The sequence below is a fragment of the Gammaproteobacteria bacterium genome (assembly GCA_029881255.1).
Classification (GTDB): domain Bacteria; phylum Pseudomonadota; class Gammaproteobacteria; order S012-40; family S012-40; genus JAOUMY01.
Map to the genome: position 1 here is coordinate 92,144 of JAOUMY010000008.1, position 24,897 is coordinate 117,040.

Sequence of the window (24,897 nt, forward strand, 5' to 3'; positions counted from 1 at the left end):
AGCCATTTTCTATTTACGCGTCATCAACCAGATTCTTTCCTTCAATTGACTCAGTCCCCGTTCACGAAACTGCGGATTAAGTGCAAGAATATCACTCTCTTCCAGACACTCGAGATCAAACGTTGACTGATACAATTCCATGACTTCGTCTTTATGGACAGCGAAAGGTGGCCCGTTCATTTCTTCTTGTGGATATTCCATTGTGACCAGCAATACTTTGCTCTTAGATGGTAATAAAGATGCCAAATGCTTTGCGTATTGCTGACGCATAGAAGGTGGCAACGCTATAAGCGAAGCTCGATCAAACACTGTAACGATACCTTCGATGTCGCTAGCTTGAAGACTAAAAAAGTCTCCACACCACAATGAAAACGCGCCACTATCGTAGCGAATAAAGTTACCCTTTTCCGTTTTCTCTACGGCAAGCTTGTTCTCTGAAAAGAATGCCTCTACTGCCAATTGACTTATTTCTACGCCAGTCACTTTACAGCCCTGCTCTGCAAGCCATAGCATATCCTTACTCTTGCCACACAAAGTGACCAGGACTCGTTTGACATCGCTGCCCAATTTCGGCCAATGTCTGGTCAGATATTCGTTGACTTGCTGCTGGTGGAAACCGATTTGCCCCTCCTGCCAACGCTGTATCCAGAACTCACGTTCCATAGTTCACCTCTCCATCTGTAGGAATATTAAAAATAAAAACGAATGACTGTTCTTTTGCCATGTACCAACCGCTATACTTTTGCTAGCACATGATGATGATATGAAAAATTCGCTCTATTATACGATATCTCCGCTTCTTCTGTTCCTGACATGGGAAATATTGTCCCGTACAGGCATGCTGGATATTCGTTTTTTTCCGCCCCCGTCTTCTATCCTGTATCACTTGTTCACTGAAAGCCCAGACGAAGGAATTTTTCGAGATATCGTCGCCAGTCTAACCCGAATCTTCTGGGGCTATCTTCTCGGTTGCTTGCTCGGCGCCGGGGTCGGAATAATCATGGGTCTGTCCCCATTTTCCTTTCGTCTGATTTACCCCGTCGTGGCAATGCTTTATCCCTTGCCAAAAATTGCGATTCTACCGTTGATCATGCTGGTATTCGGAATCGGCGATTTGTCTAAAATCGTTGTAGTCGCGATTGGCAGCTTTTTTTTGGTATTAATGAGTACTCTCAACGGCGTTAGAAATCTATCGCCCGTCTACTTCGATATTGCCCAAATACATTCCGTGGGCCTGCGCTCCAGAGTCTGGCATATCGTCCTACCAGGTAGTCTGCCTTCAATTTTTACTGGCCTGAAACTAGCCATAGGCTACAGTCTTGTCATCGTCGTTGCCGCAGAATTTTCGGGGGCTAACGAGGGAATTGGTTATTTGATCTGGCAGTCCTGGGAGACCTTCAGCATTAAGTCCATGTACGCCGGTATTTTTGTCATTGGATTTTTTGGCATCATGTTCGCCTATCTACTGGATTCCCTGGAAAACCGCTTGGTAACCTGGAAACCTTCGTCCTATCGTTAGCCGATCCACTCCACTCAGTCTATTTCTTCTTATAACGAGTCGAACTTCGCTTCATCGGGATTTAAAACACCACCCCTACAATGCGCCGCAAGTTAATTGGCAGTCCCCTGGAATACTGAGATGGTTAAAGAACGCGTTCTGGTTTTCAATGACAATAGCGAACGTATTGCGTTGTTAAGCGACAGTCTATCCGGGATGGGATATGAAGTTGTTGTACTGGACTGTCTCAACGGTTTAGAAATGCAGAGACAGATTTATCTTTATCATCCTGACTACATCGTTATGGATGACGATGAACTCATCGCCCTTCGACGCCATTAAACGGCAATTTCTGGTTTTATTCTAAATACTCCTCTTTTGTTCTTGATTATGTAAGGTTTTGGCGTTATTGTGCCCGTAGAGTACCTAGTACGTTCGGGCTAGTTTTTCAGTGGTCGTAGGTTCATATCAATTTTGTGAATACTCGATCCATGATGTGTTGCCGTATTGCCAAGTAGGCAGTTGAAATTTATTTGGGAAGGTACCGTTTATGATCAATGACGGAAAAGTCGTTTCAATACACTACACCCTCAAAGATGATGAGGGGAATATCTTAGACTCGTCGGAAGGCAAATCTCCGCTCGACTATCTACACGGGGCCAGCAATATCATTTCTGGACTCGAAGATGCGTTGCTAGGTAAAGCTGTTGGCGAAAAAGTCAGTGTGCGTATCGCGCCAGAAGACGCCTATGGCATGACGGACGACGGAAAAAAACAAGTCGTTTCCCGTGAAATGTTTGGAGACCATGCCGTTGAGGTAGGACAGCAGTTTCACGCAGCGGATCCGGAAGGAAATAGCATTGTGGTCACTGTCACACACATTGACAAAGACGAAATTACCGTCGATGGCAATCACCCACTGGCCGGTATGCATCTCACCTTTGATGTCGAGATTGTCAATATACGTGATGCCAGTGAAGACGAGAAATCTCACGGGCACGCTCATGGCCCAGGTGGACACCACCACTAAACGTAGTTTGTAAGATGTTAGTCGAAAACCGGGGGAATTCCCGGTTTTGGCACATGTGTTTCCTTCACTGACCTCACCTCTACTGGAAAAGTCCGTGGTCTCTTGTATACTCAAATCACATGGGTTACAGATCGGATTACTGATGAAGCAATTAATAACTCTTCTTTGTTTTCTTACGATTATTTTCGGTAGTACGTCGTTTTCCTACGCCGAGACCGAAAAAGGAAAATTTTTTGGCGCCAAAGAAACCGAATATCCTAGCTGGTTTAAAAACAGTTTTCTTGATTTAAAGGAAGACGTTGCCGAAGCTGCGCAAGAAGGAAAACGCCTTCTAATCTTCTTTCATCAAGATGGTTGTCCCTATTGCAATGCATTAGTCGATCGCAACCTGGCGCAAAAAGACATTCAGGAAAAAGTCCGCAAACATTTTGACGTTGTTTCAATCAATATGTGGGGAGATCGTGAAGTAATAGACTTTGATGGCACTACCTATTCAGAAAAAACCTTCGCCGCCAAAATGCGTGTTCAGTTCACCCCCACTCTGGTCTTTTTCAATGAGTCACAAGAAGTGGTTCTTCGTCTCAACGGATATCGATCGCCTGACCGGTTTACCCATGATCTGGACTATGTGGCCCTGAAGAAAGAAAAAGAATTCAGCTATCGGGACTACATAAAAGCCAACTTCAAAGAAAATAGTTCATCGAAGAAGCTTCACAGTGAGAACTTTTTCAGCGCCAACTTCGACTTGACGCGTAAAGGAAAGAAGCCGGTAGCCGTGTTTTTCGAACAAAAAGATTGTCCAAATTGCGATATCTTGCATACGAAGGTGCTGCCCGACAAAACCACGCAGGACATAATAGCCAAGTTCGATGTTGTTCAATTGGATATGTGGAGTACCACGCCAGTCACAACACCAAAAGGAAAGAAAACAACCGCAAAAACTTGGGCAAAAGAAATTAACATACAATTTGCACCGTCTATCGTTATATTTAACGAGCTTGGCGAAGAGATTATTCGATCCGAGGCTTTCTTCAAGAATTTTCACACTCAGAGTATTTTTGATTATGTGCTAAGCGGCGCGTATAAGAAAGAACCTAGCTTTCAGCGATATCTGAGTGAGCGGGCTGAACATTTGCGTGAGAGTGGTAAAAACGTGGACATCTGGCGCTTTGCCGACGAAGCTCCCGGAGAACGTAAATAAGGTAACGCAATACTCTTATTCCTGGTCATCGCGGTACAGATGCTCTACAAGTTGGAAACGTAAACGCTGATTGCGGCGATAAATCACCACTAGATTGATAAGACTCAAGACACCCTTGGCGGCGAATAATGCTGCCAGGGCAATATACCCTCCTAACATTGAAACCACGGTCGCCAAGGCCATAAACAGCATATCTGCGATTCGAGACAGCATCCAGTCTGTACTGAGTTTCAGCATTCTACCTCCCCAACAAGGTTGACTTCTCCTTTCCTTATCGGAGTCTGGCGACCATTGATTAGGCCCAAAAAGGAGTTTAGAACGGGTTTAGTGGCGGAGCTGCGGGCTAGATCACACTTATACAAATAGCAATAATTTATATCTGTGACGTTGATAAACCTGGATTTTTTGACTAAATAGCGACCGGTCGACTTAGGTCTCAATTCTCAACAACTTCCTGCACAACCACCCATGGCGCAGCCACTACAGCCCAGAACAAATGGTGTGATGTGCTCCAGCGTCGCGCGTCCTCGTCGTCGGCGCGCCTGACTTTTCGTTCCTCTATCCATGCCTCTACTTTTGACTTGTCATCACGAACCATTATGGCTGCCACTTCGATAAGATCTAGATGGGCATCCACAAGAATTACTGCACCACGCGCAAAATGAGGAGCCAATTCACGCCATTCGAGTTTGCCGGTTTCTTTGTTCAGCTGCTGACGTAATTCGTCGTCTGTTAAATCTTCATTCATTTTGTCATACCGTCTCAGCGTTTCAGGCTCAGAATATATTCTACTAATTGTTCTATGTGTTCACTGGACACCCGTTTCTCGAGAGGCGGCATACCGTCTCCTCCTTTAAACGTTACATACTGCCCTTTGCTGCCTTCTTTAACACTCTTCACCAGCATCGCTTTGGCATCATCAAAAGACGCATCTTTATAGCGTTCAGCAATCGCTTCCCAAGACGGACCGATAACGGTGGCACTGACGCGATGGCATTCCAGACAGCCATTCATATACGCCAGCTTATATAAGGAAGCATTGGTGTCTTGATTGATATCAGCGCCTTCACGCTTGAAATCGCAAGCAGCTAAACTGAAGAACAACATGAAAAGAACAAATACAACTCTCATCTGAAATACCTAGTCTAAAACGGCGCGCTCTTCGGCACGCGCGGAAAAGGAATTACATCACGTACATTTTCCATACCAGTGATGTAGGCAATAAAACGTTCGAAGCCAAGCCCAAACCCGGCGTGTGGAACTGTACCGTAACGACGCAAGTCTCGATACCACCACAAGTCGTCGCCAAGCCCCTGTGCCGCCATTTTTTCATCAAGCACATCCAGGCGCTCTTCGCGTTGGCTGCCGCCGATGATTTCACCGATACCCGGAACCAGCACGTCCATCGCTGCGCAAGTTTTGCCATCCTCATTTCGACGCATGTAAAAGGCTTTGATAGCTTCTGGATAATTCTGAATGATGACAGGACCTTTCACATGTTCCTCAGCGATAAAGCGTTCATGCTCGGATTGTAGATCTTTGCCCCACTCGACCGGAAACTCAAACTTCTTACCCGATTTCTTGAGTAGATCAATCGCATCAGTGTAATCCATGCGCACGAAGGTGCTGTCTGCCATCTGCGTCAAACGATCAATCAAGCCTTTCGAAAGGTGCTGGTTAAAAAAGTCGATTTCCTGTTCGCACTCTATGAGCACGCTACGCACAACGCTTTTTAGAAAATCTTCGGCAAGGTCTGCATCGCCTTGCAAATCCGTAAACGCAACTTCGGGCTCAATCATCCAGAACTCAGCGAGATGACGACTGGTATTGGAGTTTTCTGCACGAAACGTCGGCCCGAAAGTATAAACACGGGAGAGGGCCAGACAATAGGCTTCTACGTTGAGCTGACCGGACACCGTAAGATAGGAACGATTACCAAAAAAATCATGCGTGTAATCAATGCCGTTTTCATTACGCGGCAAATTCATCATATCCAGCGTCGATACCTGAAACAACTCCCCTGCGCCTTCACAATCACTCGCTGTAATAATCGGCGTATGCACCCAGTGAAAATGTTGTTCACTCAAATAGCGATGCATAGCCTGGGCACTGTGATGACGAATTCGCGCGATGGCACCAAAGGCATTGGTGCGTGGTCGTAAATGGGCAATGGTGCGCAGATATTCAAAGGTATGGCGTTTCTTGGCAACCGGATAATGCTCTGGATCGTCGACCCAGCCATATATTGATATTTCACTTGCCTGAACTTCGACCGATTGTCCCTTGCCCTGGCTCGCTACGAGTTTACCTTTTACGTTAACACTGCACCCGGTTTGCAGCTGTTGAATCTCGTTTTCATAATTCGCGAGCGAGCTATCCGCAATCACCTGGATACCACTAAAACTCGAACCATCGTGAAGATCAATAAAAGAAAATCCACCTTTCGAATCACGACGTGAGCGCACCCAACCGTTTAACTCCACGTCACTGTCGACGGAGAGCTTGCCCGACAAAATCTCTTTAATCAGATGTCCATTCATAAATGTATCGCCACCTTATTTCATCGCTTCATTGGATCTGACTAGCCTAGTGCTGGAGACGTATTGGTCTCGAGCTTTGGAGTAGTTGAAAGCAAATCAATCTGTAGTGTCTGGCACTGAGGGCAGGAATCAGCTTGTGTTTACGAAACCGTCGGCCGCATGGACGCGGCCGTCGAGCGCACACGGACGTGTTCACAGCGAGTTTCGTAAATACAAGCTGATTCCTGCTCGGAGCTAAAACAAGCAAACTATTTCCCCTCGGTCTTCGCCCAACTATCCCGCAACGTGACCGTACGATTAAACACCGGCTTGTTTCCCGCCTGATGCATAGGATCCAGCACGAAATATCCTTCACGCTCAAACTGAAACGCATCTCCCGGCTGACACTCGCCGAGACACTGCTCCACAAAGCACTGTGTCAACGTGCGCAATGAATCCGGATTGATATGCACTTTCCAGTCCTCGACTGTCTTATCCGCATCCGGTGTCGGATGCGAAAACAATCTATCGTAAAGGCGCACCTCCGCCTCAACACTGTGTCGTACCGATACCCAGTGAACGACGCCCTTCACTTTGCGTCCCTCGGGATTCTTGCCCAATGTATCCGGGTCATAGGAACAACGTAGCTCTATCACATTGCCGTGACCATCCTTGATGATCTCGTCACAGCGAATAACATAACCGCCTCGTAGTCGCACCTCGCCGCCAGGGATGAGACGTTTGAAGCCCTTTGGTGGCACCTCCTCGAAATCGGTCTGATCGATATAGATTTCCTTGCAGAAAGGAATCTCGCGACGCCCCATCTCCTCCTTCTGAGGGTGATTGGCAACTGACAACATTTCCACCTGCTCTTCAGGGTAATTCGTAATAACGACTTTGAGTGGATGCAAGACTGCCATACGACGCGGGGCATTTTCATTCAAATCATCACGGATACAGGCCTCCAGCATCCCCATCTCGACAACATTGTCGGCGCGGGTCACACCGATGCGATAGCAAAATTCACGCACCGCCCAGGGGGTATAACCGCGACGTCTCAGACCTGCGATGGTCGGCATGCGCGGATCATCCCAGCCTTCCACATGGCCATCCGATACCAATTGCGTCAATTTCCGCTTACTGGTAACCGTGTATTCCAGTGTCAGGCGAGAGAACTCAATCTGCTGCGGTCGTGCGGGTGTCTCGAGCTCTTCGAGAAACCAGTTATACAGTGGACGATGATCCTCAAACTCCAGGGTGCATAACGAATGGGTGATGTTTTCCAAGGCGTCGGAAATACAGTGGGTGTAGTCATACATCGGATAGATACACCACTCGGAACCGGTTTGATGATGGATGACCCCATGACGTATGCGATATAGGGTTGGATCACGCATATTGATATTGGGCGAGGCCATGTCGATCTTGGCGCGCAACACCTTTTCGCCGTCCTGGAAATCGCCACCGCGCATACGACGGAACAAATCCAGATTTTCATCCACCGAGCGATCACGATACGGGCTGTTCTTGCCTGCCTCGGTCAGCGTACCGCGGTATTCGCGGATTTGCTCGGCGTTGAGGTCACAGACATAGGCCTTGCCCTTTTTTATCAACTGTTCTGCATAGGAGTACAATTTCTCGAAGTAATCCGAGGCGAAGTACAGTCGATCATCCCAGCTATAGCCCAGCCACTTGACGTCCTTCTGGATAGCCTCGACAAATTCGAGATTCTCTTTGTGTGGATTGGTGTCGTCGAAGCGCAGGTTGCACGTTCCCTGGTAATCCTCGGCAACACCAAAGTTGAGCACGATGGACTTGGCGTGCCCGACATGCAGATATCCGTTGGGCTCGGGAGGGAAACGCGTCGCTACCCGCCCCCCGTGTTTACCGTTGGCATTGTCCTCATCGATGATGTGGCGGATGAAATTTGAGGGTTTCTTGAGGTCTGCGTCGCTCATACCGGCTTTAATCCTGATCTCGGAGGTGATTGATAATGGGGCAGAATTATATCAGCTTGTGCCCCTGAGACGACATAGCAAAAAATAGCCCGCTCCGAAGAGCGGGCTGACTCATCGCACTCCATCGCGATGATTGGGACACGGCTGCGAGCAGGAGGAACTTCGGAGGTGCTCGCGAAAGTGCCGGAGATCCGGGCAAGGGGAACTCCGAGGCCACCTGGCCGTATGGTATGCAAAGCCTGAACGGATCGGACGAGCTTCCTGACCTTATGGCCAGTTACCCTATCCTTGTATCAGGCGGAGTTACGATAAAGCCTGATCTAGCGAGTTTCAAATGGAGAAAAATGGTGACGGACGAGAATTAGTCCATATTGGCAAGCAGTAATTAATATACACAAGACAGATCGTGACCCCGTATAGTTACTGGGGTCACGGCTGTATTGGTGTTTTGTATGTATTAACTGTAGGCGAGAATCTTTTTCGGCCGCCCTCTTTTTCGGTTGGCAACCGGCAGGCCATATACCTTGGCGATACTCAGTATAAATTCGGAATTACCGGTCGCAGATTCTCTCGCAATCGCTGCGCGGATCAAATTCCACTCTTCTTTGTCTATGGGCGACAATAAATAGTGGTGGTAATTTCTCTGCTTTTCGTCTGCGGTATCTCCAAACTCATCAAAGCACTCACAGATATCCAGCCAACGATAACGATTCAAAAAGCGCTCCTGGTAACTGGACCACTTGTAGAGCTCGAAACCATCACATCCCTCCATTCTGTCGGGATGAAGCTCAATATAACGGCAACAAGCAACGAGATAACGCTTGGTTTCGATAGGGCTGGACTTATATCGCCCTTCCCATATTGTCCCCGTCTTCCCGTATTTTCGATTGATAAATCGCGTCTGACGACCTGCTAACCGTTTCATCATCAACGCGATCGCGTCAGGTTGAGAACCTGGATCGAGAATAAGATGGACGTGATTGTCAAACAGACAGAAGGCAAATACCTTCACATTGTGTTCGTACTTCAGAGACCGAAGATTCTCGATATAGTAAAGATAATCTTCATCGTCAAAAAATACCGATTCTCTGTTATGTCCACGTTGGACGATATGATGCGGATGATCTTTCACGATGACTCTGGCTTGTCTCGGCATACTACAACCTCCGCTACTGCTCAAGCCTATTATTTTTCACACTACGAAAAAGAATAAGTGCACAAGTATAAGAAAACCTGATAGGCAAATCACCCGTTTTTGTGAATATATTCTGAACAATTTTTCATTGTCCGTCCCTATTTTGAATGCCCCCACATTGGGATATCCACCTATCTCTTTTAGGTTATAGACAAGAATCATTATGCCTACCTTTAGAAAACAGTCGGTAATTTAAACTCTGTCCAAAAATAGCGCCCGTTTATTCTAAAATTTATCTATGTCAATGAAATAGCGTTGATTTTTTTTTGCTAATTTGAAGGAATAAAATAGCGCTAAATTACGTCGCAATGAATCTTCTACGAATATAGAAACATGCTTTTACGCGGGCAAAAGCGCGTGAATAATGCTTGCGATCCAAGCCCGCCGATAAATACTTATAGCGATAGTTTGTATGCTTCAAAACGCATAGCGATAAACAAGATTAAATACTGCTTGTTCAAAATTATTTTCCGGACGTTGACGATTCCTCTGCCACTCGTAGCCAAGTTCCAATTGATTCCATACAGTCTTCTGCCATTGATAATTGAACTTTATCACTGGTCTCAGGATGTACGATTCTTCGCCGCTATGGCTCACACGCACGCTGGCGATAACATTTTGGTCGATCACGAAACTCGTAACTGGCTTCATACTGTAGCGAAAATTAAAACGATAGTTTGTGGAATTCCGTGAAATAGTATACCTAACGCCCAGATCAACTCCATCATTCCAAGGTTTGTATATTTGTCGCTTCGATACAGACGCATACACGTCGGTATTAGCATCGCTATCCTTAACTTCTTTTTCGCCATCCCGATAACGATAGGAATAGATGGATCGAAAGACATCGAGTTTAATACTAAGTTGACGGGGAAAAGCGTACTCCGCGCCGGCATTGTAATATTCGCTAATACTACTATAGAGTTCCGCTCTTCTTTTTATCTCATCAATCTCTATGATTTCCTGCAATGTCGAAAACTCATCAACGCGAAATTCTCCTATCATCGCATTCTCTATCTCAAGCATCGGGCTACGACGCATTTCAGCCGTAAAATATGTAGTTAGCTTATCGAAGAAACGATAGTTCCCCTGTATAGATATAAGATTGAGTTTTTCGAAATACACATCGTAGTCTAAGGCTTGACGTACAAATCCGTTTTGGTCACTAAACGCTATTTCCTCTCCCAATGCCGCTCTCCCGGTCACATTGTTATACCGTTGGTAAGCGCCATAAGGCTGTACCTGCCATCCATTACGTCGATATATCAGGCTGGCAGTGTTTACATACTTCTCGTATTGTATTCTGTCCTTACTATCAAAGCGCACAGGAAATCCGCCAGCAACAGCCATCGCAAGACGGGAACCCAGCGCATATTCCAGGTACGCGCCGTCGTACTTACCAAACATGCCGCCATAAAGTCCTCTGTGTCTTCCCCCTCCCGCTTTCAGACCGGTACCACTATTACGATATTCGAAAAAAACATCATTAAACTCTACGCCTTCACCGGCGCGATTAACCAGGTCATAGCGTTGATCCACTGCCATATCGAAACGCCACATTTTTCGCTTGTCTGTCATGCGAGAACCGAGATTGATGCCGGATAAAACCATTGCCTGCTCCAGTCCGTTGGCATCGAGTCCACGTCGATCGGTTACCAGCATCATTTGATTTAACGCCCCATACACTTTTTTCTGTCCGGGCTTGTTCTGCTGGATCGGGTTCAAAGCTACGATAGGCGCTTTTACTTCTAATTGATTATTCAACAGTCCTGAAAGCCTCTGTCGAACGCGAACTATATTTTCGTCTTTTGGATATTCATCTAAAAATCGACGATACAAGGACGCTGCCTGAGCCTGCTGGCCGTTACGCTCTCGTGCAACGCCCAGTTTTTCCAACGCAATGGCGCTGTTGGGAGATATCTCCGCTAAAACGCCTTCTAATAATTGAATAGCGTCGTCGTAGCGTTGTTTTTGCAATGCCCTGTCAGCAATTAACAACTTCATTTGATGTTTGTAATACTTATCCTTCGCGCTCATTGACGGTGAAGAGAACACCAACGTCACCACATTTCGCGTTAGCCCGTGGTGAACGCGCGTACGCAGCGGATTGACGAATTGCATATCAAGCGAAATCTTTCCCTTTTTTGTTTTTACGTCAAACGATTTAACAAGATTTTGTTTTTTCAATTCCTCTAGTACCAATTTCAGATTGGCATTGTCGCACTTTCGCCTTAGTTTGAAAGAAAGTGCGAGTCTTTCCTGAACACGATCTTCTATTTGATCATGAGCAATACTGATCTTACTCGCAAGTTCCAACTCCAACATACGAAGCGCGTCATTTCCGTATGTGTCGACTTGTTGAAAACACATATGGGAAGTGGCGTAGGTTCTGGGCGTAACACCAAAAACCAAGACTAGTGAAAATAGGAGGACAAATTTTTTCATTACCAGTCCCTCGATGAAGACGAGTGTTTGCCGCTGCGTCTGGTTAGAATACGTGTGAACGTATTATCACTATAAAGATGACATGCACCGGAACAATCACGGAGCTCGCTTACTGTGTAAAATATTGTTGTAGGTACTTGCGTCTTTTTGTGTTGCGTGACTTCATAATCACCTGCATGACAGCCAGCGCAGTCCGGCGCATAGGCTGGAGATCGCCATGGAATGACTTCGCTATTACTGGTATGACACGCCACGCATAGACGCCCTGCATGCCCGCCAGGATAGTTTGTCGATTCATGGGTAAAGAGTTTTGTCGGTGTCCAGCCGGTAGTGCTATGACAACGATCGCAGGCCGCCGTGGTGACAAAGTGAGAAGTCGAGTACTTCACCGCATAGGTGCCATTATGGCAAGTTGCGCACGCGAGGCTGGTCTGTGAGTGATTAAACGTACTAGGCCTCCAGGCACTGCTTCGGTGACAAGCGCTACAATCCAATGTGGTAGGAATATGCGTGTTCGTTTTGCCGGTGGCAGTAGTTCCGTTATGACACGTCTGACAATCGCTGGTTATACCCACATGACTGAAGTTCACATTGGACCAGTTCACAGTATCGTGACAATCCCCACAGCTATCACTGCTTGCGATATGCGTCGGTCCCTTACCCTGAACGCTGACGTTATTATGACAAGTTACACAACTCACAGTCGCATCGGCATGATTAAAGGTCGCGTTTGTCCATAGAGGATAGGAGTGGCAGTGAGCACAGTCGTTGTTACTCGCAATATGCGTCGGTGTCTTACCAGTCGCATAAGTATTGTTGTGACAGGTAAAACAACTTGTCGTAATTGTGCTGTGATTGACAGTTGCCCCCAACCAACTTGAGGTCGAAGTATGACAGCTAGCACAGTTGTCATCGCTAGGTATATGAGTAACAGGTTTTCCAGAACGAATGACATTATTGTGACAATTTGAGCAACCAACTGTTGCATCAGCATGACTAAAAACCGCGTTCGTCCAAACTGGATACGTATGACAGTGCGCACAATCGTTGTTGCTCACAATGTGATTGCTATTTTTACCCGTCGCGTAGGTCCCGTTGTGACAGGTGAAGCAAGTAGCTGTCAACACATCATGATTAACTGTTGCCCCGATCCAGGTGCTCGTTGAACGATGACAGGCTGAGCAATCGTCTCCGCTTGGAATATGTGACGGACTCTTTCCCGGCTTTATGACATTGTTGTGACACTGTACGCAAGCAACAGTCGCCTCAGCATGGTCAAATCGCGCGCCAGTCCATAGCGGATAGGTGTGACAGTGAGCACAGTCATTATTGCTGATAATGTGTGTCGCTGACTTTCCAGTGGCGTATGTGCTGTTGTGGCAGGTAAAACAGGTAACACTTAGCGTATCGTGATTCACGCGTGCCCCGAGCCAACTCGTCGTCACGGTATGACACGATACGCAATCATCACCACTTGGAATGTGAGTGGGCGTCTTACCCGAACGAATCACATTGTTGTGACACTGCACACAGGCAACAGTTGCCTCTGCATGATCAAATCGCGCGCCTGTCCACACCGGATAGCTATGGCAGTGGGCGCAATCGTTATTACTGACTATGTGTATCGCGGGCTTGCCACTGGCAAAGCTGCCGTTATGACAGGTGTAGCAATTACTGGTCAAACTATCATGATTTACCCTCGCGCCAAGCCAGCTAGCTGTCGAAGTATGGCATGAGGCACAATCATCGCTACTTGGAATATGCGAAGCGCTCTTACCCGATCGAATCACATTGTTGTGGCACTGAATACAACTCACAGTAGCGTCTGCATGATCGAAACGTGCATTTGTCCATAACGGATAGCCATGGCAATGCGCGCAATCGTTATTGCTGATGATGTGATTGGCGGACTTGCCTGTTGCGCCTGTACCGTTGTGGCAATTGAAACATCCACTACTGATGGCATCATGGTTGACTGTAGCACCGATCCAGCTGGTTGTTGTATGGCAACTGCTGCAATCGTCACTACTCAGTATATGATCGGTCCCCTTGCCCTGTCGTATTACATTATTGTGACATTGAGAACAGGCGACGGTTGCTTCACTGTGATCAAAACGTGCGCCAGTCCAGTTGGGATAGCTATGGCAATGGGCACAATCATTGTTAGTAATGATGTGTGTATTGGATTTTCCTGTCGCATAGGTATTGTTATGACAGCTAAAACAGGCCATCGAGATGGTAGCATGATTCACCTGAGCACCGATCCAGCTAGACGTTGAACTGTGACAACTGCCACAGTCGTCACCACTCGGGATATGTGTAGCCGTCTTACCAGACATAATCGTATTGTTATGGCACTGCACACAGGCGACCGTCGCATCCACATGGTCAAATCTTGCATTCGTCCAATTCGGATAGCTATGACAATGTGCACAATCATTATTACTGACGATATGATTGTTCGGTTTGCCAGTGGCCTGCCCACCGTTGTGACAACGGAAACAATTCGTGCCAACCGTACTGTGATCGACGGCTGTTGCATTCCAGTTCGCCGTTGTATGACAAGTCGCGCAACTGTCACTACTCACAATATGATTGGCGGGTTTGCCTTGCACAATCGTATTGTTATGACATACCGAGCACTCGGCACTGGTTTCAGCATGATCGAATACCGCATTTGACCAGGCAGGATAACGATGACAGTGCGCACAATCATTATTGCTAATTATATGGTTCGCTGTCTTTCCACCGGCTATAGCGCCGTTATGGCAGGTAAAACAGTTGTCGACAATAAGGCTATGATCGACCTGAACCGGCGTCCAACTCGTCGTGTTATGACAGTTCTCACAACTACTACTGCTGGCGACATGATTTGTCGGCTTACCTTCCCGAATTGTGTTGTCGTGACACTGGGCGCACGGCGTCGTGACATTACTATGACTAAAACGCGCGTTTGTCCATTGTGGGTAACTATGGCACTGGGCGCAGTCGTTATTGCTTACGATATGATTATTGGTCTTGCCCGTAGCGTCACGTCCGTTATGGCAGGTATAACAATTATTGCCGACGCTAGCATGGTCAACCTGTGCCTGACTCCAGGACTGGCTCGTATGACAGCTTTCGCAGGTGTTACCGCTGGCGATGTGATCAGAAGGTTTGCCTTCGACAATGGTGTTGTTATGACATTGAAAACAACCTGTACTTACGCCACTATGATCGAATCTCGCACCTTTCCATCGCGGATATTGATGACAAAGAGCACAATCATTACTACTGATTATGTGCGATTCATTCTTACCTGAGGAAATTGATCCGTTGTGGCAACTGTAACAGGCATCGCCAACGACATCGTGGTTAACGCGAGCACCAGTCCATACCGTGGTGTTATGGCATGATTCACAATCGTTTCCGCTGGGAATATGATTATTCGGTTTACCTCCAACGATTGCATTGTTGTGACATTGGACGCAATTGCTTGTTGTTTCATTATGCGAGAATTTTGCACCACGCCAGCTTGGATAGCTATGGCAACTGGCACAATCGTTATTGCTTACAATATGCGTATTATGCTTACCGGTAGCATCTTTGCCATTGTGACAGGTAAAACAGCCACTACTGATATTACTGTGATCAACCTTTCCACCTTTCCATGAGATAACGCTGTGGCAGTCGCTACATTGATTGCCTGATTGAATGTGACCGGCCTGCTTTCCTGTGGCATAGCCTCCGTTGTGGCAGGAATAACATTGATCTCCGACGAAACTATGATCTACACGCGCGGGTTTCCACTTACCTGTCTGGTGACATTGTTCACATTGATTGGAGGCAGGCAAATGATTCTTGTCTTTACCCTTGGCAAAGCTGCTATTGTGACAGGTAATACACGCCTGTCCCTGGTTGTCATGATTCATCTGCGCGTCCGTCCATCCACGCGTAGAATGACAGTCAACGCAAGCGTTCGTGGAAGGAATATGCTCTTTTGGTTTACCACTGACAATTTGATTGTTGTGGCAAGATAGGCAGTCATCGCCGGACTGCTGGTGCTCATATTGAACCGGCGACCAGCGTGTCTGATTGTGGCAGTCACCGCACTGGTTATTGCTCGGAATATGTAGATTCGGTTTGCCGTTAGCGTTCACGTTATTGTGGCAGATAAAACACTCGAAATCTTCCTGGTGGGAAAAGCGCGCCGGCTTCCAGGACAAGGTACCGTGACAGGTATTACAATCGCTACGCACTTGAATGTGGTCGTGCGGCATTTCTCCGGCAATGCCCATTTTGTGACAAGACTGACAGCTACCACGCATGGAATCGTGGTCAACCGTCCGCGTTTTCCATGAAAATACGGTATGACAGTTATCGCAGGTATGGTCACTGGGAATGTGTTGTGTATGCTTCCCACTGGCACGATTGCCGTTATGACATGACTGACATCTTACCGGCGTACCACGAAACACGCCTCGCTGGTGACATTCTTCACAAGCCGTTGCCGCGTGGCGGCCGTTTAACGGAAATCCGGTTTCAAAGTGATCAAAATTGGCGTTAAACGCCAGGCTTTCACTGGAAAAAAAGAACGAGGAAAACGATATCAGTGTCAGCATCATCAGTTGCACAACAATAGAATGCGTGCTGCGGTGTATCCTTGCTATTTGCATCTTTTACATCCCTAATTTCATCGTTCGCCTCGAATGTCGTCGGCGATTCCTCTAGTCAAATTGCACTTCTTTGAAGGTTTTTTCGTTATGGCAATTTCCACAGTTGCTTCCAAACTGTCCGTCATGCATATCATTCTGAAGATGACAGCTAACACACTCGTCATCAATCTCGCGACTACCTTTTAGATGACAGGCATAACAGGTCTGCTTCTTGTGTTTTCCCTTTAATTCAAAATCGGTCTGGCGATTGTGATCAAACTTCCACGCCTTCCAGTCGGCTACCAGATGACAATCGGCACATTTGTCCCCAAACAGTTTTTCGTGAACCTCTGGATCCTTGTGACAGCCTTTGCACTTGTGTTCGGTATCGACATACTTCTGATCTTTGTGGCACTGTTCACACATAACAGTTTGATGCACACCGACGAGTGGGAAGTCGGTCAGACCATGATCAAATTTCACTGTATCTATCCATTGCGTGGACGAATGACATTGTTGGCAACGCTTACCTAGCTCTTTATCATGCACATCGATCGCGCGGTGGCATGAGTAACAATCCGCCGGGAGTGAATACAGCTTCCCCGTCTTTACATGGCAGTAGCTACAGTCAATATCCTTATGCTTACCAGTCAGTTCGAAACCAGTAGTTTCATGCTCAAACTTCTGTTTATCCCAGGCACGAGGACTATGGCAGGTCTCACACTTTTTTCCGAATCTGCGCAGATGTTTATCCCTAACATCGTGACAACTGACACAGGTCTTTTTGAGACTGACTTCGTAAGCATCCTCAACATGACAGTTCTCACAGGCAACGCTTTTGTGTTTGCCATTTAGATCGAACTTGGTGTCCTTATCATGATCGAATCGAATCTTTCCCCACGCATCCTCTTTGTGACACTTATCGCACTTTGTCCCCATGCGCCCACGATGCACGTCTGTTTTTTCATGGCAACTATGGCAACTGACTTTCTCGAAGGTATATCGATTGGCAGGGTGACAAGACGCGCAGGCGACTAAACGATGCGAGTCTTTTAACGTAAACTTCGTTTTGTCATGTTGAAAATCAGCAATCCGCCATTGATTATCGACATGGCAATCCTGACACCGATTTCCGAAATATCCGTCATGCGCGTCCTGTTCCTTATGGCACTCGGCACAACTATACTTTGCCTCATGATATTTCTTACCCTTCTTATGGCAGGCATCACACTCGACAAATGCGTGAGTGCGATTCAGAGGGAAGTCGGTATCGTCGTGATTGAATAGACGTTCGTCCAGTAAAATCAAAGCCTGATTATCCTCACCCAAATGTTCACGATGACATTCCCTGCAATCTCGTTTGCGTATCGTTTCATTTTTTCCGTGGTAACCGCGCTTTTCCAACAAATCGTTGCGTATATTGCGATGATCGTGACAATCAACGCACAGACGATTTTGCGCTCCTTTATCAAACATCACGTGGCAGTTATTACAATCCTCAGCAAATTTGGTATGCACTTTCGCCAGCTTTCCCGGCATAAGTGAACGCTCCAACATATTGGCGATATCAGCATCCGCAATCGTTGCCCAACACAAGGTCACAAACACCCAAACAACATAGAAACCAGGACGCCGCATTTAGTACACATGAACCGCAAATACATGTATTGAACCGCTAGCAAAAAGCAGAACCAAAAGCGGCATGTGCGCATAACGCCAGATGCGGAAAAAGGACTCATAAATGCGCAGATATATCAGGCGATGCAAGGTATCCAGATAGTGATTCATTAACGACCTTGCCACATCATCCAAATCCCTGGACAGCTCACGCAGCATTTTTCGGCGAGTCAACGGAAACGACAAATAGGTCAACATGGCAGATGACAAAGTAAACCGTCTTTGCAAAAATTTTTCGCGCATTTCCTGCGTACGCTGACTTATTGCGCTGCTACTCTCGAAGGAACTCAGTTCCTCTTCTATGCCCATCGCTATTAAATGACGATTGCCTATTCCATAATGAATTCTTGTGTATAGAAAACGACCGATTACACCGCTGACGAAGACCAGTAAGGCTGACACCAGGGCAACACCGCCATTGATTGAACCGATGTGGAAAGTACTGTGAATGACAATCAGATAAACCCCGACAACGCCAAACACAATGTGAAGAGAAAGTGATCTGAGCAACAGTCCTTTTTGGCGTAGACCGGAGGAATGTTTCACAAAGGCATAGGCATAGGCGAAGAGCATGAGTATGCCGCCAGTCAATCCCAGGCCGTAGCCAAAACCTTCCTCAGGGACATAATATCGCTCGTCCCAGTACACCCGGCCAACGCCAAAGAGCACGATCATACTGCCCAGTAAGCACAAGGAAATCATTACTGATCGCGTTGTTTTGACGCCGCGTTTGCCTGTGTTTTTTGAGCCGGCGTGACTCAATTGCACGACAGGCATATTTCCATTGTTTCCCATATTTCCTTTCTTCCCTGCAGACTGTTTGTCTGCCCTTACTTTGGCAGAAATTTTCACTGGTTTTTATTGTTTAATTTACAAAGACATAGAATAACTTCACAGACGTTAGCCAATACTGAGTATGCTGATTGGCATTTCCCTCGCTAACGAGAGGAAACTGTCATTTGCGTTGCCCCCTGTTTCCATTGCGATTATGATACCAATTTTGTGATTTTTTTCTCAAATATTATTTACCGTATAGAAGGGGAAATAACATGAGTGAAAGCTGGGAAACGCCAGCGCTGGTCAGTTTGTATCTGCTGCCTTTTCTCGGACTGGTGTTATGGCAAACCTCACGGAGACGCCAGATCAACCGCAGCAACAAGGCTCAAATTGATGAGAACAAAGCGAGCGGCCTCACCCAACCCGCCTCGCTGCATCCGGTTATCGACAAGAATCTTTGTATCGGATGTAACTCCTGTGTCGCAGCCTGCCCCGAAGGCAATGTGTTAGGCATCGTCGACGACAAAGCTGAGCTGGTAAACCCGACCTCATGTATCGGTCACGGAGCGTGCGCCCGTGCCTGTCCCATGGGCGGCATACGCCTGGTGTTTGGTAGTGCGGAGCGCGGCGTTGACATACCTCTACTTAGCGAAAATTTTGAGTCCAATGTTCCTGGGATTTTTCTCGTCGGTGAAGTGGGTGGAATGGGATTGATCCGGAATGCCATGGAACAAGGCAAGCGAGCCATAGACTACATACGCAATATCATCAACAAAAGTGACCGCAAATCACTCGACGTTCTGATAGTAGGCGCTGGTCCTGCCGGTATCTCCGCAAGCATTGCTGCCAAATACTATGGATTGCGGTATCGCACCATCGAGCAACAAAGTTTTGGTGGGACCGTTGCGCACTATCCGCGTGGAAAACTCGTTATGACGCAACCGGTGGACTTACCCGGCATCGGCAAGATTCGTATTGGAGAAATCAAAAAGGAAGATCTGTTATCCATTTGGGAAGATTTGAAATCGCGTGCAAATATTGAAATTCATTATCAGGAATCGTTTGTGTCGCTTGAAAAAGACGGCGCAAATTACCGTATAACAACCACTGCAGGCGAATTTGTTTGCAAAACGCTAGTGTTTGCAATTGGTAGGCGTGGTACGCCGCGCAAACTTGAAGTCCCCGGCGAATCTGATTCGAAAGTTGTCTATTCACTGGTTGATCCAGCACAGTATCGCGGACAAAAGGTATTAGTCGTAGGTGGTGGTGACAGTGCGCTTGAGGCGGCGATTGCCCTGGCCGAAGAAGCCAACACCACGGTGACCTTGTCCTACCGGGGCGATGCCTTCAATCGCGCAAAGTTAAAGAATCGCGATCGTCTAAAAAAACATGTGGACAAGGGACGAATTCGACTACTTCTCAGTTCAGTTGTGGAATCTATCCATAGTGACAAGGTGACAATCAAATTAAAAGAAGAACTGTTGACGCTTGAAAACGACGCCATACTCGTTAGCGTGGGCGGTATACTGCCTACCAAAATGCTTACCGATTTGGGAATCGAAATAGAAACGAAATTTGGTACGGCATAAATACTCGCTCATCCCTGAAACGCGTTTGCAAACACCTGTTGCTGAAACCACAGGATGGACGGATACGCAGAAATCCAGATCCAGAAGAAGCGATTCAAGCCAAACAAACAGGCATTCGTAAAATGAAAAATGGCAGTTATACACAAGGCAATCGTCAGCGCCGTCTGGGCGAACAGGGCCAATGGGAATAATAATTCAAATCCCATCACGCTCCATGACATTACAAAAAGCAACCGCGGGTGATTGGCCCAGCCACGAAGCGACTCGCTCACCGGATATACAGAGAAGCGAAAAACGTCTTGTAAGGCAAGCCCATTACGCCATTCTGGATTAACGACTTTTACCCAGCCCGAAATAAAATAGGATAAAGTCAGTTGCAGGGCGAGATAACCGATCGCTAATTCACGCCAATCATCATTTGGTGCGATATGCACCAAAAACAGACACCAAAGCATCAATAGCCCCATGCGATCGGCACCGCCGTTATACGGCCCCTGAAACCGATGCAGTAGCGCCAGGGCCAATACAAACAATAAACTCAGCACCCCACTGGGATATATATCAGCGATGAGCAACAGCGCCAACAAAAGACGGGGAAAATGGAGTATTTTCTCGCTGCGAAACGATCTCAGGTGCTCAATACTTTGCAGTGCGAATGCAAACCCCAACAATATTTCTGAGAGGCGCATCGCATCGACAAGATTCATGGTTCTTCCTGAGCCGGGAGCGATCTGATGTCGGAATAGAATACCACTTCTTCAGTCAGTTGCTGCCCTTCACGTGACACCAGTAGTAAACGAAACTGTATTGCCGAATATTGCTTACGGGATATGCTGCTGTCAGCATTGAGATCTGCCAGGATACGCATAAAGATCTCGTTCTCACTATGAGGAGTTGGATTAATGAGAAGTCGCTCGGAACAACTCACCACAAATAGTGATGCATTCCAATAGGGATTCCATATCATACGCCTGAGCATGGAAGCGAAACTAATATGGGCAGGCTTGGGCCGATACTCTTGCCAGTGAGACGCCGAGGAAGTTCGTGATTCTAACAAAGCAAACTGAACGCGTGGGGATGGGGCAATAAAATCAAAAAACCGCCACGAGGGAATAACAGCCGGTAACAGTAGTTTAAATGTCCGCCAAATCACACCCATCACTTGTCAATCCGTATCGATAAATTGCGTCATCCCCTTCTCACGCGCGACATCACGTTGAGTTTTGCCAAAAAGGTTTTTCATCTTCGTACCCGCACCTGCCTTTACCAGTTGCTGCGCTGCGAGCCCCTGATCCGCATCCAGGGCGATATGTAAAGCGGTATCTCTGGCGCTGTTTTCCAAATCGAGCAATTCTGCCTCTGACAAAAGTCGCCTGATCAAGACCACGTTTCCAGACTTTGCAGCAAAGTGTAGTACACTGTCGCCCTGCCTGGTACGTAGCTCAGTTTTTGCGCCCTTGTTGAGTAATAGCGTGGCCACGTCATAACGCTGTTGCCTGACACTTTCCATTAAAGGGGTGACCCCTGCACGATCTGCTATGTCGATATCTGCACCGTGCCTGACGGCATATTCCAACATGAGACGATTTCCATCCCGAGCTGCCTGCCATACCACGCCTCTACCATGCTTGTCCTGCCAACTCCAGGGATTGATTTGTTTTCCCAACTGAGCGGCAAGCCCAGTTTGCTTGTTCACTACCGCATAGGAGAAAACTTCATAGTATGCATCCAGCGTCTCACCAAGCGCTCCCGCCTCAATGAGTGTAGAAAGCAGTTCCGCATAGCCGTATTCGAGCGCTAACATTAAGGCCGTTCGTTTATTGTGATCGATAAGCCCGGCATTGGCACCGCGTTTTAACAATAACAGTGCTATATCCCTATTTCCGATGCGTACTGCATGCATGAGTAAGGTCTGCTTACGAGTATCACGGCTATCCACATGCATGCCCTTGTCCAAAAGCAACTGCACAATTTCTAATTTCCCTGCCTGTATGGCGACAATAGCGCAACGTACGCTGGCCTCATCAACAGGTAGTAGTTTTTTCTTTTCAAGTGCCAGGCGTAAAGTCGACACGTCACCCTGCCAGGCGGCATTCATCCACTCGTCCCAGCCGCTACTCTTGCGATGACGACTTTTAGCTAACCAGGAATAATCAAGCTCTGCCCGTATCTCCTCTTTGTCTTTGCCCAGTAGCAAACCTTTTTGCGCCAGATACGCACCCAACTGTGGGTTGGCTTCACTCAATCGATACATATCCATGCCGTGATTGTCCACGGCGTAGAGGTTTGCGCCGTGCTTAATCAAAAGATTAATCGCTTCGATAAACCCGTTTTTCATCGCTATAAGAAGCGCGGTTTCTCCTACTCTATTCCTGGTTTCAAGCATCGCTCTCTGGCCGATCAAATACTCAACTAAAGAGTATTGTTGATGACGTATCGCGACCATTAGTGGCGTGTCACCATTGCTATCCTTGGTATCAATTGCATAGCCCTGGGCCAATAGGCGCTCGACCAGAAGTTGACTGCCTGACTTGGCAGCCGCCAGCAGTATTCTCTCTCCGAAACTGGTATCCTCGTGCAAGGCTTTAGCGCCTCGCCACAATTTTTCCGCCTGATCTAAACGATTCGCTTGTAATAATCCGACAATAATCTGCTCCAACATCCCGATACCTGGAGTCGCAATCTCAACAAAACGTGCCTGCGATTCTCCTTTATCCTCTGGGAAATAGTTGCGTACATATCGCAATACATCCTCTAAAATCGACTCCGATAAACGATGTTTTTGCAGTAGCAATAAAACAATTTCACTCTTCTTCTCTCTGATTAATGCATTTAAAATATAAGAAAGTTGTTCTGTTTCCAGTTGTAGTCCGGCATCGAGCAACAGCGACACGGTATCCTTGTGCATTTCCCGCAAGCCATAATAGAGCGCATTGTAGCCAAATTTGTCAGCCAAATAATTTGAATGCCCTGCCTGTAACAGTTGCTTAGCAGCATCGGTGTTACCCGTTAAAGCAGCGATGTGCAGTGCGGTACGATTATTGGCGTCGAGAAGATCAGCGGGAAAATTCGTTTGCTGTAACTCACGTACGTATACACCTGATTTTCTTGCTGCTGCCAGATGCATAAAGGATTGCTCGTAGCTACTTCGAAATGTTTTGTCTATCTTCTGATCTTTTAGTACAACGGATACCGATATCTCGTCGCCAAAACGTAAGGCATCGGCCAGGACTTCTTCCCGTATATCTCGGGCATCAGGATCATGTTGCCACGATGACACGAATTGCAAATACTGCTTTGAGCGCAGCAGACTGGTATAAAACGCATGAGGATGTGCTGATTGCGTTTGTTTATTTTTCACTCCACGCAAACGGGCAATCAGAGCATCGCTATCGACGCCTTTTGTTGCAGACGTGGAACAGCTTGCCAGCGCTTTTTTCATGGCCTCATCGTCTGGATTGAACTCCAGCACTAAACGCTCCATCGTCTTGTGCGTGTCCTGATAGCCATTGCCCCAGGCACACAGCGCCCATTTTCGAGCGCCCACCATGTCTTTTTGGGTCCCCTGTCCGTTTCTCAACATACTCGATAAGGCAAATTGCGCCGGCGCATACCCCTGTTTTGCGGCATAGGTATATAACAGATAGGCCTTTGCATCGTCACGAGCCAGTCCGCGCCCTTTACGAAACATCTCTCCAAGCGAATGCATTGACGCGACATCTTTATTCTTCTCGCCCGATCGCCATAGTTCGATCGCCCTGGCATAGTCCCCGTTTTTGTATGCCTGCTCGCCTTCCTGGTGAAAATCACGCGCGGACACACTGTCGAAGAACATCAACAAAACCATGCATTGAAGGGCTGATTTGAACCAATATTTCATAGATTTCCTTCGATTCTCTCGCCAGGCTTTATGGTTAACCATCAATTTTACCAGTTGATACTTTTTCACTCAGGTCTTTAAATATAAATCGATTGCCGGAAGCAATTTTCTCACCATTCAAGCCAAGGAGTATGGTATGCAATTTTTTCTGGATTTCAATGTAGAGTATGGGGCTCATATGAGCCAAAACGATCTTTTTTCGACCTGGTCGCGGGAGGCCGATGTGGCGCTTGGCGCAAAAGCCGCCGGGGTAGTCGAAAACCTGTGGAAGTGCGTCGGGGAACGACGAGTGATCGCCGTCGTAAATGTTGAAACACCGGATCAACTCGATCAGATTTTGATGGATCTTCCCATCATGAAAGAAATGGGACAGTTTGTTCGGGTAAATGTCACGCCTCTGCGTCGTTATGAAGACTTCGCCAGCGACGTTGGTAAACGACTACGAGACAACAATTAAGATAGGCCGGGCCCGTCGATGGCTTTTATTGGCGGGC

At 47.1% G+C, this 24,897-nt stretch carries 20 protein-coding genes; 6 read left to right on the forward strand and 14 right to left on the reverse strand.

The window, feature by feature from the left end; all coding sequences use genetic code 11:
- Positions 1 to 9: 9 nt before the first annotated feature.
- Positions 10 to 663 (reverse strand): thiopurine S-methyltransferase, encoded by a 654-nt coding sequence (locus OEZ43_14975; GenBank protein ID MDH5546894.1) that lies wholly within the window; start codon positions 661 to 663, stop codon positions 10 to 12.
- A 100-nt stretch (positions 664 to 763) separates the two neighbouring features.
- Between OEZ43_14975 and OEZ43_14980 the strand changes: the two genes are divergently transcribed.
- From OEZ43_14980 to OEZ43_14995, 4 genes are all read left to right on the forward strand, one after another.
- On the forward strand, positions 764 to 1,519 hold the full coding sequence (locus tag OEZ43_14980) for an ABC transporter permease (protein MDH5546895.1): 756 nt from the start codon (positions 764 to 766) through the stop codon (positions 1,517 to 1,519).
- Between the two features lie 120 nt (positions 1,520 to 1,639).
- The gene (locus OEZ43_14985) at positions 1,640 to 1,840 is read left to right on the forward strand and encodes a hypothetical protein (protein ID MDH5546896.1); all 201 of its coding nucleotides are present in this window, start codon (positions 1,640 to 1,642) and stop codon (positions 1,838 to 1,840) included.
- 208 nt (positions 1,841 to 2,048) lie between these two features.
- Positions 2,049 to 2,528 (forward strand): peptidylprolyl isomerase, encoded by a 480-nt coding sequence (locus tag OEZ43_14990; GenBank protein MDH5546897.1) that lies wholly within the window; start codon positions 2,049 to 2,051, stop codon positions 2,526 to 2,528.
- A gap of 142 nt (positions 2,529 to 2,670) precedes the next feature.
- Positions 2,671 to 3,729, forward strand: coding sequence for a thioredoxin fold domain-containing protein (locus OEZ43_14995; GenBank protein MDH5546898.1), 1,059 nt, complete (start codon positions 2,671 to 2,673; stop codon positions 3,727 to 3,729).
- A gap of 15 nt (positions 3,730 to 3,744) precedes the next feature.
- Here the strand turns inward: OEZ43_14995 and OEZ43_15000 are convergent, their stop codons facing one another.
- The 10 genes from OEZ43_15000 to OEZ43_15045 form a co-directional block, all read right to left on the reverse strand.
- A complete protein-coding gene (locus tag OEZ43_15000; protein MDH5546899.1) occupies positions 3,745 to 3,966 on the reverse strand; it encodes a hypothetical protein in 222 nt (73 codons plus the stop codon).
- Positions 3,967 to 4,165: 199 nt separating this feature from the next.
- The gene (locus tag OEZ43_15005; GenBank protein MDH5546900.1) at positions 4,166 to 4,477 is read right to left on the reverse strand and encodes a DUF2288 domain-containing protein; all 312 of its coding nucleotides are present in this window, start codon (positions 4,475 to 4,477) and stop codon (positions 4,166 to 4,168) included.
- A 14-nt stretch (positions 4,478 to 4,491) separates the two neighbouring features.
- Positions 4,492 to 4,860: a c-type cytochrome gene (locus OEZ43_15010; protein MDH5546901.1), complete on the reverse strand. Its 369-nt coding sequence runs from the start codon at positions 4,858 to 4,860 to the stop codon at positions 4,492 to 4,494.
- A gap of 14 nt (positions 4,861 to 4,874) precedes the next feature.
- Positions 4,875 to 6,269, reverse strand: a complete 1,395-nt coding sequence (gene asnS, locus OEZ43_15015) for an asparagine--tRNA ligase (GenBank protein MDH5546902.1) — start codon at positions 6,267 to 6,269, stop codon at positions 4,875 to 4,877.
- A gap of 248 nt (positions 6,270 to 6,517) precedes the next feature.
- The gene (locus OEZ43_15020; protein ID MDH5546903.1) at positions 6,518 to 8,206 is read right to left on the reverse strand and encodes a glutamine--tRNA ligase/YqeY domain fusion protein; all 1,689 of its coding nucleotides are present in this window, start codon (positions 8,204 to 8,206) and stop codon (positions 6,518 to 6,520) included.
- Positions 8,207 to 8,663: 457 nt separating this feature from the next.
- Positions 8,664 to 9,362: a transposase gene (locus OEZ43_15025; GenBank protein ID MDH5546904.1), complete on the reverse strand. Its 699-nt coding sequence runs from the start codon at positions 9,360 to 9,362 to the stop codon at positions 8,664 to 8,666.
- A gap of 456 nt (positions 9,363 to 9,818) precedes the next feature.
- Positions 9,819 to 11,846, reverse strand: a complete 2,028-nt coding sequence (locus tag OEZ43_15030) for a tetratricopeptide repeat protein (protein ID MDH5546905.1) — start codon at positions 11,844 to 11,846, stop codon at positions 9,819 to 9,821.
- Complete coding sequence (locus tag OEZ43_15035) at positions 11,846 to 16,501, reverse strand: hypothetical protein (protein MDH5546906.1); 4,656 nt, start codon at positions 16,499 to 16,501, stop codon at positions 11,846 to 11,848. Before OEZ43_15035 ends, OEZ43_15030 begins: the two co-directional genes overlap by 1 nt.
- Before the next feature lie 51 nt (positions 16,502 to 16,552).
- A complete protein-coding gene (locus OEZ43_15040; GenBank protein MDH5546907.1) occupies positions 16,553 to 18,118 on the reverse strand; it encodes a cytochrome C in 1,566 nt (521 codons plus the stop codon).
- Positions 18,119 to 18,952, reverse strand: coding sequence for a hypothetical protein (locus OEZ43_15045; GenBank protein ID MDH5546908.1), 834 nt, complete (start codon positions 18,950 to 18,952; stop codon positions 18,119 to 18,121).
- A 254-nt stretch (positions 18,953 to 19,206) separates the two neighbouring features.
- Here OEZ43_15045 and OEZ43_15050 point away from each other — a divergent pair, with 254 nt between their 5' ends.
- Positions 19,207 to 20,523: an NAD(P)-binding domain-containing protein gene (locus OEZ43_15050; GenBank protein ID MDH5546909.1), complete on the forward strand. Its 1,317-nt coding sequence runs from the start codon at positions 19,207 to 19,209 to the stop codon at positions 20,521 to 20,523.
- A gap of 8 nt (positions 20,524 to 20,531) precedes the next feature.
- Here the strand turns inward: OEZ43_15050 and OEZ43_15055 are convergent, their stop codons facing one another.
- The 3 genes from OEZ43_15055 to OEZ43_15065 all read right to left on the reverse strand — a co-directional run bounded on the left by OEZ43_15055 (position 20,532) and on the right by OEZ43_15065 (position 24,403).
- Positions 20,532 to 21,230, reverse strand: a complete 699-nt coding sequence (locus OEZ43_15055; protein ID MDH5546910.1) for an HTTM domain-containing protein — start codon at positions 21,228 to 21,230, stop codon at positions 20,532 to 20,534.
- Entirely contained in the window at positions 21,227 to 21,391 is a 165-nt protein-coding gene (locus OEZ43_15060) for a hypothetical protein (protein MDH5546911.1), read from the reverse strand. Before OEZ43_15060 ends, OEZ43_15055 begins: the two co-directional genes overlap by 4 nt.
- 297 nt (positions 21,392 to 21,688) lie before the next feature.
- A complete protein-coding gene (locus tag OEZ43_15065; GenBank protein ID MDH5546912.1) occupies positions 21,689 to 24,403 on the reverse strand; it encodes an ankyrin repeat domain-containing protein in 2,715 nt (904 codons plus the stop codon).
- Between the two features lie 136 nt (positions 24,404 to 24,539).
- Here OEZ43_15065 and OEZ43_15070 point away from each other — a divergent pair, with 136 nt between their 5' ends.
- Entirely contained in the window at positions 24,540 to 24,860 is a 321-nt protein-coding gene (locus tag OEZ43_15070; protein ID MDH5546913.1) for a muconolactone Delta-isomerase family protein, read from the forward strand.
- The last annotated feature ends 37 nt before the right edge of the window (positions 24,861 to 24,897 follow it).

Coding starts and splice junctions, on each gene's coding strand:
- OEZ43_14975 (MDH5546894.1), bottom strand. CDS start 663: ATGGAACGTGAGTTCTGGATACAGCGTTGGCAGGAGGGGCAAATCGGT.
- OEZ43_14980 (MDH5546895.1), top strand. CDS start 764: ATGAAAAATTCGCTCTATTATACGATATCTCCGCTTCTTCTGTTCCTG.
- OEZ43_14985 (MDH5546896.1), top strand. CDS start 1,640: ATGGTTAAAGAACGCGTTCTGGTTTTCAATGACAATAGCGAACGTATT.
- OEZ43_14990 (MDH5546897.1), top strand. CDS start 2,049: ATGATCAATGACGGAAAAGTCGTTTCAATACACTACACCCTCAAAGAT.
- OEZ43_14995 (MDH5546898.1), top strand. CDS start 2,671: ATGAAGCAATTAATAACTCTTCTTTGTTTTCTTACGATTATTTTCGGT.
- OEZ43_15000 (MDH5546899.1), bottom strand. CDS start 3,966: ATGCTGAAACTCAGTACAGACTGGATGCTGTCTCGAATCGCAGATATG.
- OEZ43_15005 (MDH5546900.1), bottom strand. CDS start 4,477: ATGAATGAAGATTTAACAGACGACGAATTACGTCAGCAGCTGAACAAA.
- OEZ43_15010 (MDH5546901.1), bottom strand. CDS start 4,860: ATGAGAGTTGTATTTGTTCTTTTCATGTTGTTCTTCAGTTTAGCTGCT.
- asnS (MDH5546902.1), bottom strand. CDS start 6,269: ATGAATGGACATCTGATTAAAGAGATTTTGTCGGGCAAGCTCTCCGTC.
- OEZ43_15020 (MDH5546903.1), bottom strand. CDS start 8,206: ATGAGCGACGCAGACCTCAAGAAACCCTCAAATTTCATCCGCCACATC.
- OEZ43_15025 (MDH5546904.1), bottom strand. CDS start 9,362: ATGCCGAGACAAGCCAGAGTCATCGTGAAAGATCATCCGCATCATATC.
- OEZ43_15030 (MDH5546905.1), bottom strand. CDS start 11,846: ATGAAAAAATTTGTCCTCCTATTTTCACTAGTCTTGGTTTTTGGTGTT.
- OEZ43_15035 (MDH5546906.1), bottom strand. CDS start 16,501: ATGCAAATAGCAAGGATACACCGCAGCACGCATTCTATTGTTGTGCAA.
- OEZ43_15040 (MDH5546907.1), bottom strand. CDS start 18,118: ATGCGGCGTCCTGGTTTCTATGTTGTTTGGGTGTTTGTGACCTTGTGT.
- OEZ43_15045 (MDH5546908.1), bottom strand. CDS start 18,952: ATGGGAAACAATGGAAATATGCCTGTCGTGCAATTGAGTCACGCCGGC.
- OEZ43_15050 (MDH5546909.1), top strand. CDS start 19,207: ATGAGTGAAAGCTGGGAAACGCCAGCGCTGGTCAGTTTGTATCTGCTG.
- OEZ43_15055 (MDH5546910.1), bottom strand. CDS start 21,230: ATGAATCTTGTCGATGCGATGCGCCTCTCAGAAATATTGTTGGGGTTT.
- OEZ43_15060 (MDH5546911.1), bottom strand. CDS start 21,391: ATGCGTATCCTGGCAGATCTCAATGCTGACAGCAGCATATCCCGTAAG.
- OEZ43_15065 (MDH5546912.1), bottom strand. CDS start 24,403: ATGAAATATTGGTTCAAATCAGCCCTTCAATGCATGGTTTTGTTGATG.
- OEZ43_15070 (MDH5546913.1), top strand. CDS start 24,540: ATGCAATTTTTTCTGGATTTCAATGTAGAGTATGGGGCTCATATGAGC.